Below are 14,330 nucleotides of genomic sequence, written 5' to 3'. Positions count from 1 at the left end.
CTATGTTTTCTCTCGGAAGTTGGTCAAAAAGCGGTGAATAAATAATGCATAAAACAGGACTGAAAATGCATAGCCGTTTTGTAGGGCGAAGCGGCTATTTTTGCAGTTTTACCCCATCAGCTTTTTATAGGCGTCAGCTGCTTCCTGCTGTGATAGGTTTGTCGTCTCTGTTTGGACGGGTCCGCCGTCAGGTCCGCTAATTTCGGTTTTGTTTTTCAGCATGCCCAAGTGTTGAGCGACCATTTTAAGGGCGTCATCCTGATTGCGGGTGATGACCTCCAGACCGAATTGACCTTCTTTCACGCCAGCATATAGCCGCCGAGCTGCACCGCGTAAATCCCGCGTGTCATGAAAGTGTGACCGGCTAACCCCCATACCGTTGCAGCGTGGGCATTCAGGATTCGGATCGAGCTGAGCGTCAAAACCATAGCCGCCGTTATCTTTCGGATCCGGCTTCTTGGCCTGTTTTGCTCTGTCACACGCTTCTTCAAATTCTACGGCGTCCTGTCACTGATAGTGGAAACCAAATCCCCAGCAGTGACGGCAGCACAAGCGGCGCAATTCAGTAATCTGGTTGGCGTCAGCGGTCGCAATCTCCCACCACACTTTCAGAACGTCATCCTGTGTGATTTGAGTGCGGCGTCCAGAGCATCACGTATAACCTGATTAACCGATACATTTCGATACAAACGTCGCGCTGCTGTTTCGCCTTCGCTTTGCGAGTGGAGTCAATTTGATTTTCAATTTGAGGAATCGATTTTTTCGCACGTTCTTTGGGTTGTGCAGTGCGCAATTTTCTCTTTTTGCGCAGTTGGTTTTTTTATGTAGCGTCGTGCTGATTCGTAATTCAGTCCCTGCGCTTCACACCAGTCTTTGGGAGAAATGCCGACTTTGGCATGATCGGACAGGTACCGTTGCTGTAGCGACGCCCAGTCCGGTTTTGCCATGCGAGTTCTCTTCGATTAGAGCCATTACGATACCCAGCACGCCAGGCATTGTGATGGCGATAGGCCAATTTTTTAGTATAAAAAATTATATTAACCATAAGTTTTCATTATCAATTGATCGCCAGTTTCAATTCGGCGATTCTATTCTCGAATACATGCTTTGGGAGGTCATCGGATTCGGCTCAGTCTGTAGTTTTCTAACTCTAGCATGCTTTGGTGACCGCTTGCATGGTATTCAAACCCATGAGGCATTCACGACAAAAAATCTGTTATTGTTGATGAATTCCATGTTGTACCCCTATGAGGATAAATTATGGAAGCTATTGTTTTAAATATTAAAAATGATCAAGACATCAGTTTTAACGGTCAGCTTGCAGCCCAGGCCTACGACTCATCAAAAGGCATCGTTATTACTGTTTATGACACTGAAAAAGGTCATTGGTTAATTGCTCTAACCGATGGCAAAGACGTATTAATTAAGCATACAGTTATTGAGCATAAGGATGATGATAAATTGGTCAATGCGCTTGGTTTCTCACCAGCCACAAAGTCAATTTTTGAACAGTTAAACATTGACACCACAAAAAAACTTGATGTTTAGCGCATTTTTGAATTTTAAAGCGGACTACCGACGCTGATGAGTAACAGGGCCACTTAAGCGTGGCCCTTATGGCTTAAATATTCTCTCGCTACGCGAGCTTCTTGCTTTTTTGCCGTTTAGTTCTGCAATTAAATGGCACACCATATCTCCAGTTAGCAGGATTAGTTTTCTTCAAAGCTCGAGATTGATATATCACTAATCACGGATTACCAAGAATTTCCGTGGTGATAATCATAGGATATTATCTAAACACTGTTTAATTACGACACAAATTTCGGCGTGCTACTTCACTAAGCTCACCTGCACTTTAATGGTTGTTCATAATTGTTTTTCGGAAACTACTCCAATTACTCGTGAAACTGCCCAGATAATCATTACCTCGAAGTGTAATCACCGTTATCTTGTCGGGTTCGTTCAATTTCTCGAATGCCAGCCAGTTGACTGTTGGCCTGTTCAATCGCTGTCAGCAGCGGGTCTACCGAAAGAAGTACAAATCATTTTATTGGCGCAATCCATTAACGGGAAAAGAAATCTCTCTTGGACAGATCGCTCGCAGGGATGCAATTAGCCAGGCTATAGAAGCAAGCAGTTTCATTGAGCAAAATATCTTCCCTATCGCTCTTATTGAAAAGCTAAAAGTGAGGCACGAACTCACACTGACTGAGTGGCTAGAACGTTATCATGTAATTATTAAGCGCCGAGATTTGGCGGCTAATACCTACAAAACACGCTCTGGCCAGCTCACTACAATTCAGCAATCGCTGGGAGTGAAAATATTAAAAGAGGTTACAACGAAAAATATTGCTGGGTTTCTGGAGATTTATTTGCAGCAAGAAAAGTTGTCAATGGCCGCAGGCTTCCGATCTGTTTTATCTGATATCTTCCGAGAAGCTATTGTTGAGGGACATATCGACAATAACCCAGTGCTGCCAACGCGAACGCCCCAGCCGAACGTAAAGCGAGAAAGGCTGGAGCTTGAGCAATATAAAGCCATTCGAATCGCTGCTAAAAAGCAGGCTCTGTGGTTTCAATTGGCGATGGATTTAGCGCTTGTCACTGGTCAGCGACGGGAGGATGTTGCCGCAATTAAATTTAGCGATATTGTTGATGACCGGCTGCTCGTCGAACAAGGGAAAACCGGAAATAAAATCGCGATCCCGCTCAATCTAACAATTGATGCTATTGAGTTGTGCCTGAGTGATGTTATTGATCGGTGCCGTAATGCAAGCAAAACTGACTACATGATTAGTGTCGGTATTAGAAAAAATAACCCTAGCGGGGCTGTGGAACTCAACGGACTAACAAAGGGATTTGTTAAAGCAAGAAAGGCGGCGGGGATTGAATTACATGAGAAGCCGCCAACGTTTCATGAGATAAGAAGTTTGGCTGGCAGACTGTATGAGAAAGAGCGAGGAAAGGAATTTGCTCAGAAGTTATTGGGGCATAAATCAGCAAAAATGACGGAAAAATATCTGGATACGAGAGGGAAAGATTACGTCTATTTATAAAAGACCGCATATCAAATTTCGTGGATTTTTCGTGTATTTTCGTGGTTTTTAAAAATAAATCCTTTAAAAACAATAGGTAAAAAAAAGACTGAATACGATTCCTGTATTCAGTCTAGGGAAATGGCTCTTGTGAGAGCCGTGCGCTAAAAGTTGGCATTTATACAAGCTGTACTAGCCCTGTAGACTTAAGCTTAGCCAACTCCCTCGCGTTTTCCAGCCTTAACCTATTCGCAATCATCACAAATGGAACAGATTTCACACTTTATCTTAACCATAAAGAAGTAATTATTTAACATTAATAGGTAAATCAATCACTTCATGGTTTAGCATCTGGCTGACACAACTGCTCTGCACGTTCGATAAATGGCTGAAGGCTTTTTTTCTGTCCGGGATACTTAGGATCGTCTAGCCAGATCGCGTCTATCGGCTGCGCACTCACCTGCCCGGATTTCATTTGCGCAATGGCGACATCATTTAGCGGATATTGCATCAGCGTCCCGGTATGTAAGGCGTACAGCGCATTGCCAGGGCGGCAAATCAGTTGAACTTCTTCACGCGTAAAAGCCCAGCGATCGCCGTATTCAAACCGGCTGACATTTGCCAGCTTAGCGGCAGCAAAAGCATTCACAGAAAGTGAAGCAAGCACGATAGATAGCAAAAATTTCTTCATCATGGTATTCCCGACATGGCGTATTCAAACAATGATGTGTGTAAGTTTTGCGGCCTTATCCGAATCAGAGAAAGACAGCCTCAAACCTTATAAAACAGAATGTTGTATATCACGACTGATGCGATCATAGCGGCAGAGGAAGGTGAAGTCGAGTGCGGAGTTCAGGAATAATATCGGTAGTTTGGTACTGGCAGAAAGGTCGTTCGGGAGAGGAAAATAGCGGGATAAGGAGAATATTATCCCGCGTCATTCAATGAATCATTGGCCGACAGAAGCGTCGCTTGTCGTTAGGTTGACGGTGCCGCCGCAGACATTTTTTTCAGGTCCTGATCGATGAAGAACAGGCCGCCTTCGCTGGCTTTGACTAACGCCAATTTGTCCAGAATAGAACGGAACAATTTCTCTTCTTCGTGCTGCTCAGCAACGTACCATTGCAGGAAGTTAAATGTAGAGTAATCCTGCAGCGCCATCGCTTCATGCGCCAGTTCATTAATTTTTGCAGTGATCAGCTGTTCGTGTTCATAGGTCAGCTTGAAAACATCAGCCAGAGAATCAAAATCAATCGGCGGTGCAGCAATCGCGCCTAATACAGGCAGGCTTCCGGTGTCATCCAGATAGTCAAACAGGCGCTGCATGTGCTGCATTTCTTCCTGAGAATGCGTCTTCAGGAAACTGGATGCGCCTTCAAAACCTTTGTCACCGCACCATGCGCTCATTTGCAGATACAAATTCGCGGAATAAAACTCCAGATTAAGTTGCTCATTCAGCTTCTGAATCATTTCTTTTTTTAACATGTTAACTCCCTATTTTCCCGGCAGGTGAAATTATTCAGGGCATTATGCCTGAAAAAATAAAATAAAAAACACTTTATTAACATTGATATCAAATTAACAAAAAATACCATTTAAACAACAAGTTAACATTTATGTTATTGATATTTATTATCACTTAAGTCTTGAGATAAATATATTATTGCGAATCATTGTTATTATCAAAAATAACAACCGCGAGTTATATCATGTATGACGCGTTTGTATTAAAAATGATTCCCATTTCGTAATGAGAATAATAAACATCCACATAATAAGGTGAACGCTTGCCATTTTCCTGTCACTACTTTACCGTGACACGCATCAGTCTGTGGCCAATAGGCAGGAGAAAACGGTATGGGATACAATCTGGCAGAATTGTCCAAAGAAGAGATGGATAAAGTTAACGTGGACTTGGCGGCATCAGGCGTAGCCTTCAAAGAACGTTACAATATGCCGGTCATTCCCGAGGTCGTTGAGAGAGAACAACCCGAGTACTTGCGTGACTATTTTCGCGAGCGCGTGATGTTTTATCGCCAGCGTTCGCTGCAGTTCTCTCGTTTACCCTACGAACCGAAGTCTAAGTAGTCTTACCCCTTCATTATTCCAACCTACGACGACCTTGCCGTGGAAAACATCCCTTTCCACGGGTTACATTCTTACACAGCAAAAACGATTTTCTGCTTGCATATCGGCCCGCACAAGAGGTTAATGGAGTGGCAACCTACCCTTTTATCACGCGAGGCAAGATATGAGTAAAGGTCTGGATAGCAAAAAGAACAGTAAGAAGAAGCCCCTGAAAACGGCCGCCGAAAAACGGGCCGATAAAAGGGCAAAGAAACCGCAGGCTGATATTACCTGAGTTGTGATGTGACCTAAGTAATGTGCCGTGCCGATCGGGTAAACCCGAAAACGGGTTTACCCTCATAACCAAAGCTTTATTCGTGCGCTTCCTCAACCATTTCAAGCACCATCAGCAGAAAAGCATATTCCAACGCAATATCATCATAACGTTTAAAACGACCGGATTTTCCGCCGTGCCCCGCATCCATATCGGTGTATAGCAGCACCAGACGATCGTCCGTTTTGACTTCCCGTAATTTCGCCACCCACTTTGCAGGTTCCCAATACTGAACCTGAGAGTCGTGTAGCCCGGTAGTCACCAGCAAATGCGGATAGCGTTGCGCGGTAACACCGTCATAGGGACTATATTGCTTGATGTAGTCATAATAGATTTGTTCATTCGGATCGCCCCACTCGTCATACTCGCCGGTCGTCAACGGGATAGACTCATCCAGCATTGTCGTCAGCACATCAACGAATGGAACCTGGGCAACAACCCCCTTAAATAGATCGGGAGCCATGTTCACTACCGCGCCCATCAATAGTCCGCCCGCACTGCCCCCCATGGCAAACATGTTGTTCCTGTCGCCATAACCTTTTTCTATCAATGCCTGAGACACATCGATGAAATCGGTGAAGGAATGCATTTTATTGAGCAGGCGCCCATCGTCGTACCACTGTTGACCCAACTCACCGCCACCGCGAATGTGCGTTAAGGCAAATACGAACCCTCTGTCCAGCAGACTCAGACGGCTAACGCTAAAATCGGGATCCATGCTATGGCTATAAGCGCCATAGCCGTAAACCAGTATCGGGTTATTGCCTGGGCTGAAATGATCGCGATGATAAACGAGGGAAACGGGAACGTCGACGCCATCCCGAACCGTGATCCACAAGCGCTCGCTCCGGTAATTGTCCGGGGAGAAATCTTTCACTTCGGCTTGTTTAAGTAACTGCTGCTCGCCTGTATCCAGATTCAATTCATACAGCGTGCTGGGGGTTGTCATTGATGAATAGCCATACCGCATCAAGGCCGTTTCTGGCGTAGGGTTGTACGACAGCCACGTCACATAGCTCGCATCATTAAAGGTGATCGCTTTTTCTTCCTGCGTCTGCCAGTGAATTTGGCGCAAGCTGGTCAAGCCGCGCTCCCGCTCTTCAACCACCAGCCAGTCACGGAACAGCTCAAAACCTTCCAGTACGCGGTGTTCATGTGGTGCAATCAGCGTTTCCAGCGTTTGCTCATCGGGCCTATCCGAACGGTAGAGGCCAAAATTTTTCCCTTCTCGATTGGAGCGCAGATAAAACTTATCCTGATAGTGATCGATGCCATATTCATGATCTTTTCGACGTGGAATGCTTACCTGCGGCAACGCATCCGGGCGCGTCGCGTCAAGCAGCAACACCTCGCTCGTCGTCGTGCTACTGAGATAAATGGTGATGTAGTGCTCTGATGTCGTTTTACTCAGGCTAACGTAATAGGTGTCGTCTTTCTCTTCATAGACCAGCTCATCCAACGCCGGATCGCTCCCCAGACGGTGGCGATAGACCTGATACGGCAACAGCGTTTGTTCATGTTTACGCACGTAATACAGAACCGTCGAATCTGCCGACCATTCCGCCCCTGCGGTCACATTTTCGATCACATCCGGTAACCACTCGCCGCTGTTCAGATCGCGAAAACGGAGCGTGTACTGCCGACGGGATAAAAAGTCCTCCGAGAGCGCCATCAGCCTATTGTCCGGGCTAACTTCAAGCGCGCCGAGACTGTAAAACTCATGCCCCTCAGCACGTTGATTCCCATCCAGCAACGTTTCCCACGCATCCGTTGCCTGCTCAGGCTGACGCAGATAGATGGCGTACTCTTTCCCCTGCTCATAGCGACTTTGGTAGCGATAGCCTTTTCTGACATACGGCACAGACATATCCGTCGACGGAATGCGTTTAACCATTTCGTCATACAGTGACCGTTTGCGTGCGTCATGAGGTGCCATGACGGCTTCGCTATAGGCGTTTTCCTGCTTCAGATAGTCCAACACCTGCGGATCGGTACGCTGGTCATCACGCAGCCAGTAATAATTGTCGATACGCGTATCGCCATGTGTACTTAGTGCATGGGGTCTTTTTTCAGCTTGCGGTGTCTTCATGGCGTCGGATCTCGTTGTCTTGACATAAAATTTTCGCTTTGTAAGAAGAGTGGCACGATTGCCCAGCAATGCCAAGCCACGTCCTTGTCTCTTGGTGCGCTTTTGCGCATCGCATTCCACTGCACGCCCTCTTTAATGCGCACGCAAACGTTTTCGTTTATACTGCGGCCATTTTTCACAACCCGATCAGGTATAAGGTTATGTTAACAATTGGAACCGCCCTGCGTGCGGATGCCACACGAGTGATGCTGCTTGGCTCCGGTGAATTAGGCAAAGAAGTCGCGATTGAGTGTCAGCGCCTGGGAATCGAAGTGATTGCGGTCGATCGCTATGCCGATGCCCCCGCCATGCAGGTTGCGCATCGCAGCCACGTCATCAATATGTTGGATGGCGATGCATTAAAAGCGCTGGTTGAAGCCGAACGTCCTGATTACATCGTGCCGGAAATCGAAGCCATCGCAACCGACATGCTGGTGACGCTGGAAAAGCAGGGTCACCATGTTGTTCCCTGTGCCGAAGCGACGCGCCTGACGATGAATCGTGAAGGTATCCGTCGTCTGGCTGCTGAAACACTCGGCGTTCCCACTTCCACCTACCGTTTTGCCGACAGCGAAGAGAACTTTCGTCAGGCGGTAGACGCGATTGGCTATCCCTGTATTGTTAAACCGGTCATGAGTTCTTCTGGCAAAGGGCAAAGTCTGATTCGCTCTGCTGAGCAGTTAGATCAGGCGTGGAGCTACGCCCAACAGGGTGGACGCGCAGGCGGCGGGCGCGTCATCGTGGAAGGACTGGTTAATTTTGATTTTGAGATCACCTTACTGACCATCCATGCGGTTGACGGTATTCATTTCTGTGCGCCAATCGGTCATCGACAGGAAGACGGCGACTATCGGGAATCCTGGCAGCCACAGCAGATGAGTGCACTGGCGCAGGAACGCGCGCAGAAAATGGCCAGCGATGTTGTGAAAGCGCTCGGCGGCTATGGCCTGTTCGGCGTTGAGCTTTTCGTCTGCGGCGATGAGGTTATTTTCAGTGAAGTCTCCCCTCGCCCGCACGATACCGGCATGGTGACGATGATTTCTCAGGATCTGTCCGAGTTTGCGCTGCACGTGCGTGCTTTCCTGGGACTGCCCATTGGCGCAGTTCGTCAGTATGGCGCATCGGCTTCCGCCGTGATTTTACCGGAACTGGATAGCAACAACGTGCGCTATCAGGGGCTGGAAAGCGCACTGCTCCCTCATACGCAAATTCGCCTGTTTGGTAAACCGGATATCAGCGGCAAACGCCGTATGGGTGTCGCATTAGCCAGTGCGGAAACCACGGATGATGCTGTAGCCATCGCCAAGCGCGTTGCTGCGGGCGTAAAAGTCAGCGGCTAATACAAAAAAGGCCACTCGCAGTGAGTGGCCTTTGTCATTCAGTCACGAGCAAACTTAGGCTTTTGCACCCGCAACGGCTTCACGAGCCAGTTCAGTAATACGTGCGTAATCACCGCTTTCCAGCGCGTCGTTCGGCACCAGCCATGAACCACCCACACACAGCACGCTTTTCAGCGCCAGATAGTCGCGGTAGTTATTCGGCGTAATGCCACCGGTTGGGCAGAAACGGATCTGAGCAAACGGACCGGCGATCGCCTGGAGCGCTTTCACGCCGCCGTTAGCTTCCGCAGGGAAGAATTTGAACTCACGCAGGCCGTAATCCATACCCAGCATCAGTTCAGATACGGTGCTGATACCAGGGATCAACGGGATGTTGCCTTCCGTTGCGGCTTTCAGCAGCGGCTCGGTCAGGCCTGGGCTGATGGCAAACTGCGCACCCGCCTCAACCACCGCAGCCAGTTGCTCAGGGTTTGTTACCGTACCCGCGCCCACGATAGCTTCCGGTACTTCTTTTGCAATCGCGCGAATCGCTTCAATGGCACAGTCGGTACGCAATGTCAGTTCCAGAACGCGAACGCCGCCCGCGACTAACGCTTTTGCCATCGGCACCGCGTGTTCCAGTTTGTTGACCACAATCACAGGAACAACGGGACCCGTTGTCAAAATCTGTTCCGCGCTCGTTTTCCAGTTTTTCATCAAAAGTTATCTCCAGTCATGCCCGAAGGCATCATTAATTATATAGCGCGCCCCTGCCACAGGGATCTGCGTCGCCGCAGATGTCCGACCGCACCGTGAGCCATACATTAAAAACTGTGGGAGGCCGACCGTTCTCGGCCAGCCTCCCCATTACTGACGTATTACCAAAAAATTACTCAAACTCATTCCAGGAACGGCCATCGCGGGTAATCATCGCCACGGATGCCACTGGTCCCCAGCTTCCTGCCTGATACGGCTTCGGTGCATCGTTGTCCATCGCCCATGCATCCATGATGGAATCCACCCATTTCCAGGCTTCTTCAACTTCATCACGACGGACAAACAGCGCCTGAATCCCACGCATGGTTTCCAGCAGCAGACGCTCGTAAGCATCGGCCAAATGCTGCTGATTAAAGGTTTCCGAGAAGCTCAGATCCAGTTTCACCGTTTGCAGACGGTGTTTGTGCTCTAACCCCGGGATTTTGTTCAGAATCTGAATTTCCACACCTTCATCCGGCTGCAAGCGAATGATCAGCTTGTTCTGCGGCAACTGCTGGTAGGAATCATGGAACAAGTTCAGTGCAGGGTTTTTAAAGTACACGACGACTTCTGAACATTTGGTCGGCAGGCGTTTACCAGTACGCAGGTAGAACGGCACACCAGACCAGCGCCAGTCATCGATATCAACGCGAATCGAGACGAAGGTTTCCGTGCTGCTGCTTTTGTTCGCGCCCTCTTCTTCCAGATAGCCAGGCACTTTATGTCCCTGAACAAAACCAGAAGTGTATTGGCCGCGAACGGTGGTTTCATGCACGTTGGAGCGATCGATACGACGCAGCGAACGCAGCACTTTCACTTTTTCATCACGGATGCGGTCGGTCGTCAAATCAGACGGCGGCGACATCGCAATCATCGTCAGAATCTGTAACAGGTGGTTCTGGATCATATCGCGCATCTGGCCGGCTTTATCGAAATAGCCCCAGCGCCCTTCAATCCCGACTTCCTCGGCTACCGTGATCTGCACATGGTCGATCGTCCGGTTGTCCCAGTTTGAGGAGAACAACGAGTTGGCAAAACGCAGCGCCAGCAGGTTCAGAACAGTCTCTTTACCCAGATAGTGGTCGATGCGGTAAACCTGACACTCGTTAAAGAATTCCGCGACCTGATCGTTAATGACGCGAGAAGACGCCAGATCGGTACCCAGCGGTTTTTCCATTACCACGCGCGCGGGCTCTTTATTCAGCCCTGCGGTTCCCAACCCTTTGCAGATCGCACCGAATGTACTCGGCGGCATGGCAAAATAGTTGATGGTGGTACGGTTTTTCTGGTCAAGCATCTTGCCCAGCTTGTTGAAGGCTTTGGTGTCTTCCACATCAAGATTACAGAAATCCAGCCGACTGCTTAGCGTTTCCCACAACTTATCGTCGATGGCTTCTTTCATAAAGGTGTCAAGCGCTTCACGCACGACGCGGGTATACTCCGCTTTATCCCAATCCGCACGGCCCACGCCAATAATTCTGGTGTCCGTATGGATGTGACCTGCTTTTTCCAACTGGTAAAGGGAAGGCAGCAATTTACGGCGTGCCAGATCGCCCTTAGCACCGAAAATAACCAGATCGCACGCTTGGGCTGTTGAAGTTACCGCCATGTTCATCTCCTCGTTGCAGGATGCTGTAATTTTATTACAGCGATAATGTACTCTTTTTGACTACAGCCAGTAAACCCATCATAAAAATGCCAAATAATGGTCGGCATTGACTGAAAACCATGCATAAATCGGTCTGTGCAGTGGCTGAAGTCACTTATGCATTCGCCCTAAAACGAAATTTTCCGTCGTTTCTGACAGTCGATTACTTTTCTGAAAGTTAGACACATGTCATGTTCTGGCAAAAAAAGGCCCCAACTTAACCTGTTGCCCTCTGCCAACCACTACAGGGTCGTAGTATATTTTCACGACTTACATTTTTTCACGTAATGCATGCCAGTGTACCTTTAGTTGAAATTGGAAAAAACTTACATGGCCCTTGTCGTATGAATATGCTGGAAAAAATCCAGAGCCACCTGGAACTCTTGAGCAAATCAGAAAGAAAAGTTGCTGAAGTGATCCTGAGCACGCCACAAACAGCCATTCACTCCAGCATCGCGACCTTAGCCAAAATGGCCGATGTCAGCGAGCCAACGGTTAATCGTTTCTGTCGCCGCCTTGAAACTAAAGGTTTTCCCGATTTTAAACTACATCTGGCGCAAAGTCTGGCAAACGGTACACCGTATGTGAACCGTAACGTTGAAGAAGATGACAGCGTTGATGCCTATACCAGTAAAATTTTTGAATCCGCCATGGCTGGCCTGGAGCAGGTGAAATCCAGTCTGGATGTCGCCGCCGTCAACCGCGCCGTGGATTTACTGACGCAGGCGAAGAAAATCTCGTTCTTTGGCCTGGGCGCTTCCGCCGCTGTCGCGCATGATGCGATGAACAAATTTTTCCGCTTCAATATCCCCGTTGTCTATTTCGATGACATCGTTATGCAGCGCATGAGCTGCATGAATTCCAGCGACGGCGACGTCGTGGTGTTGATCTCCCATACTGGCAGAACCAAAAGTCTGGTCGAAATGGCGCAACTGGCACGCGAGAACGACGCGACCGTCATCGCCATCACCTCGGACGGCACGCCGCTGGCGCGTGAGGCGTCGTTGGCCTTGCGGCTTGATGTGCCCGAAGATACCGATGTCTACATGCCGATGGTGTCCCGCATCGCTCAGTTGACGCTAATTGACGTTCTGGCGACCGGGTTCACGCTGCGCCGCGGGGAAAAATTTCGTGATAACCTGAAACGGGTCAAAGAGGCCCTGCGTGAATCACGCTTTGATAAAGACGAGCGGCTGATTAACCCCTTCAGGTGATAGATAAGTTTTACACTGTGCTTTGTTTTTTAGTTATATTTTATACCCTAAATAATTCGAGTTTCAGGAAGGCGGCAAGCGAGGGAGTCCCGATGAGCTTACTCAAGTAAGTGATTCGGGTGACTGAACGCAGCCAACGCACATGCAACTTGAAGTATGACGGGTAATTAAAATGAGCGGTATCATCAACCGGCTTCATCTTGATATGCCCACAGACTACAGGCATGGAAAGATGGCGGGGATTACCTGTACAGTATGATAATCAGACTCAACACGATGTTCGGATAACGCAGGTGAAATAGTTTTGTTGTAAAGTGACATTTTGCACCGTTATTCGACGCTTAATCGCAACACTACAGTTTCACAAGTGAACGGAGTTATACATGTCCAGACGGCTCAGAAGAACCAAAATTGTCACCACCCTGGGGCCCGCTACCGACCGTGATAATAATCTCGAAAAGATTATCAGTGCGGGCGCGAACGTAGTACGCATGAATTTTTCTCACGGCACACCAGAAGATCATCTATTACGTGCCAACAAAGTTCGTGAAATTGCGGCTAAATTAGGCCGCCATGTTGCCATTCTTGGCGATCTACAGGGTCCAAAAATTCGTGTTTCTACCTTCAAAGAAGGTAAAATCTTCCTGAATATCGGCGACAAATTTTTGCTGGATGCCAACTTAGCGAAAGGCGAAGGCGATAAAGAAAAAGTCGGGATCGATTACAAAGGCTTGCCGAGCGACGTGGTACCTGGCGATATCCTGTTACTGGATGATGGCCGAGTGCAGTTGAAAGTCCTTCAGGTTGAAGGCCTGAAAGTGTATACCGAAGTCACCGTTGGCGGCCCGCTGTCCAACAATAAAGGCATCAACAAACTCGGCGGCGGTCTGTCTGCCGAAGCCCTCACGGAAAAAGATAAAGCCGACATTATTACTGCCGCAAAAATTGGCGTCGACTATCTGGCCGTCTCTTTCCCTCGTACCGGTGAAGATCTCAACTACGCACGCCGCCTCGCGCGTGATGCGGGTTGCCACGCCAAGATCGTATCAAAAGTTGAACGTGCTGAAGCCGTTTGCTCAGATGCCGCAATGGATGACATTATTCTGGCGTCCGACGTGGTGATGGTGGCGAGGGGCGATCTGGGCGTTGAAATCGGCGACCCAGAGCTGGTGGGGATTCAGAAGAAGTTGATCCGTCGCGCTCGTCAGTTGAACCGTGCGGTCATTACCGCTACGCAGATGATGGAATCGATGATCACTAACCCGATGCCAACGCGTGCAGAGGTAATGGACGTCGCTAACGCCGTGTTGGATGGCACCGATGCCGTGATGCTGTCAGCAGAAACCGCCGCGGGCCAATATCCAGCTGAAACCGTCGCCGCCATGGCGAAAGTGTGTTTAGGCGCGGAGAAGATCCCAAGCATCAATGTCTCCAAACACCGCCTTGACGTACAGTTTGATAACACCGAAGAATCCATCGCGATGTCTTCCATGTACGCCGCCAACCACCTGAAAGGGGTTACAGCGCTGATCGCTATGACGGAATCTGGTCGTACCGCCCTGATGATGTCCCGTATCAGCTCCGGTCTGCCGATTTTCGCTATGTCTCGTCATGAGCACACGCTGAACCTGACCGCGTTGTATCGTGGTGTGACTCCCGTGCATTTCGACAGCTACACGGACGGCGTTGCTGCCGCCAATGATGCGGTGATCCTGCTGCGCGATAAAGGGTTCCTGATGTCTGGGGATCTCGTCATCGTCACACAGGGTGACATCATGGGTACCGTGGGCACCACCAACACGATCCGCATCCTGCGCGTGGAATAATCA

Annotated in this window: 11 protein-coding genes and 1 pseudogene; 6 read left to right on the top strand and 6 right to left on the bottom strand. The window is 48.9% G+C overall.

The genetic code is table 11. The features are described 5' to 3' along the window. Positions 1–108: 108 nt before the first annotated feature. Positions 109–947 (bottom strand): annotated as a pseudogene (locus NXT09_RS02445) (terminase small subunit). Between the two features lie 313 nt (positions 948–1,260). Between NXT09_RS02445 and NXT09_RS02435 the strand changes: the two are divergent. Together NXT09_RS02435 and NXT09_RS02430 are read left to right on the top strand one after the other, a co-directional pair. Further along, the gene (locus tag NXT09_RS02435) at positions 1,261–1,548 is read left to right on the top strand and encodes a hypothetical protein (RefSeq protein ID WP_268578695.1); all 288 of its coding nucleotides are present in this window, start codon (positions 1,261–1,263) and stop codon (positions 1,546–1,548) included. A 437-nt stretch (positions 1,549–1,985) separates the two neighbouring features. After that, a complete protein-coding gene (locus NXT09_RS02430; protein ID WP_268578694.1) occupies positions 1,986–3,056 on the top strand; it encodes a tyrosine-type recombinase/integrase in 1,071 nt (356 codons plus the stop codon). A gap of 316 nt (positions 3,057–3,372) precedes the next feature. Here NXT09_RS02430 and NXT09_RS02425 read toward each other — a convergent pair whose 3' ends face one another. Together NXT09_RS02425 and ftnA are read right to left on the bottom strand one after the other, a co-directional pair. Further along, positions 3,373–3,729: a YebY family protein gene (locus NXT09_RS02425; RefSeq protein ID WP_268578693.1), complete on the bottom strand. Its 357-nt coding sequence runs from the start codon at positions 3,727–3,729 to the stop codon at positions 3,373–3,375. A 284-nt stretch (positions 3,730–4,013) separates the two neighbouring features. Further along, a complete protein-coding gene (ftnA, locus tag NXT09_RS02420; RefSeq protein ID WP_010275837.1) occupies positions 4,014–4,520 on the bottom strand; it encodes a non-heme ferritin in 507 nt (168 codons plus the stop codon). A 372-nt stretch (positions 4,521–4,892) separates the two neighbouring features. On the opposite strand from ftnA, the gene NXT09_RS02415 reads away from it, so the two are divergent. Then, positions 4,893–5,123 carry a DNA polymerase III subunit theta gene (locus tag NXT09_RS02415; RefSeq protein WP_010275841.1) on the top strand — a complete coding sequence of 77 codons (231 nt, stop codon included), beginning with the start codon at positions 4,893–4,895 and terminating at the stop codon, positions 5,121–5,123. A gap of 350 nt (positions 5,124–5,473) precedes the next feature. Here NXT09_RS02415 and NXT09_RS02410 read toward each other — a convergent pair whose 3' ends face one another. Next, positions 5,474–7,525 carry a S9 family peptidase gene (locus NXT09_RS02410; RefSeq protein WP_268578692.1) on the bottom strand — a complete coding sequence of 684 codons (2,052 nt, stop codon included), beginning with the start codon at positions 7,523–7,525 and terminating at the stop codon, positions 5,474–5,476. 200 nt (positions 7,526–7,725) lie between these two features. Here NXT09_RS02410 and purT point away from each other — a divergent pair, with 200 nt between their 5' ends. After that, entirely contained in the window at positions 7,726–8,904 is a 1,179-nt protein-coding gene (gene purT / locus NXT09_RS02405; RefSeq protein ID WP_161509378.1) for a formate-dependent phosphoribosylglycinamide formyltransferase, read from the top strand. A gap of 54 nt (positions 8,905–8,958) precedes the next feature. On the opposite strand, the gene NXT09_RS02400 is transcribed toward purT, so the two are convergent. Both NXT09_RS02400 and zwf read right to left on the bottom strand, forming a co-directional pair. Next, positions 8,959–9,600 (bottom strand): bifunctional 4-hydroxy-2-oxoglutarate aldolase/2-dehydro-3-deoxy-phosphogluconate aldolase, encoded by a 642-nt coding sequence (locus tag NXT09_RS02400; protein ID WP_010275853.1) that lies wholly within the window; start codon positions 9,598–9,600, stop codon positions 8,959–8,961. A gap of 172 nt (positions 9,601–9,772) precedes the next feature. Then, positions 9,773–11,248 carry a glucose-6-phosphate dehydrogenase gene (zwf, locus tag NXT09_RS02395; RefSeq protein ID WP_205550723.1) on the bottom strand — a complete coding sequence of 492 codons (1,476 nt, stop codon included), beginning with the start codon at positions 11,246–11,248 and terminating at the stop codon, positions 9,773–9,775. A gap of 383 nt (positions 11,249–11,631) precedes the next feature. On the opposite strand from zwf, the gene NXT09_RS02390 reads away from it, so the two are divergent. Both NXT09_RS02390 and pyk read left to right on the top strand, forming a co-directional pair. Beyond that, positions 11,632–12,501 (top strand): MurR/RpiR family transcriptional regulator, encoded by an 870-nt coding sequence (locus NXT09_RS02390; RefSeq protein WP_039286791.1) that lies wholly within the window; start codon positions 11,632–11,634, stop codon positions 12,499–12,501. Between the two features lie 383 nt (positions 12,502–12,884). Next, entirely contained in the window at positions 12,885–14,327 is a 1,443-nt protein-coding gene (gene pyk, locus NXT09_RS02385; protein WP_014915164.1) for a pyruvate kinase, read from the top strand. The last annotated feature ends 3 nt before the right edge of the window (positions 14,328–14,330 follow it).

This window comes from Pectobacterium jejuense (assembly GCF_026800125.1).
GTDB lineage: Bacteria > Pseudomonadota > Gammaproteobacteria > Enterobacterales > Enterobacteriaceae > Pectobacterium > Pectobacterium jejuense.
The sequence above is the reverse complement of the archived record's forward strand: the minus strand, read 5'-3'. Positions and strand labels throughout refer to the sequence as shown.

Bases quoted from the DNA above. Each gene is read 5' to 3' on its own strand.
- NXT09_RS02435 (WP_268578695.1), top strand. From the start codon at position 1,261: ATGGAAGCTATTGTTTTAAATATTAAAAATGATCAAGACATCAGTTTT.
- NXT09_RS02425 (WP_268578693.1), bottom strand. From the start codon at position 3,729: ATGATGAAGAAATTTTTGCTATCTATCGTGCTTGCTTCACTTTCTGTG.
- ftnA (WP_010275837.1), bottom strand. From the start codon at position 4,520: ATGTTAAAAAAAGAAATGATTCAGAAGCTGAATGAGCAACTTAATCTG.
- NXT09_RS02415 (WP_010275841.1), top strand. From the start codon at position 4,893: ATGGGATACAATCTGGCAGAATTGTCCAAAGAAGAGATGGATAAAGTT.
- NXT09_RS02410 (WP_268578692.1), bottom strand. From the start codon at position 7,525: ATGAAGACACCGCAAGCTGAAAAAAGACCCCATGCACTAAGTACACAT.
- purT (WP_161509378.1), top strand. From the start codon at position 7,726: ATGTTAACAATTGGAACCGCCCTGCGTGCGGATGCCACACGAGTGATG.
- NXT09_RS02400 (WP_010275853.1), bottom strand. From the start codon at position 9,600: ATGAAAAACTGGAAAACGAGCGCGGAACAGATTTTGACAACGGGTCCC.
- zwf (WP_205550723.1), bottom strand. From the start codon at position 11,248: ATGGCGGTAACTTCAACAGCCCAAGCGTGCGATCTGGTTATTTTCGGT.
- NXT09_RS02390 (WP_039286791.1), top strand. From the start codon at position 11,632: ATGAATATGCTGGAAAAAATCCAGAGCCACCTGGAACTCTTGAGCAAA.
- pyk (WP_014915164.1), top strand. From the start codon at position 12,885: ATGTCCAGACGGCTCAGAAGAACCAAAATTGTCACCACCCTGGGGCCC.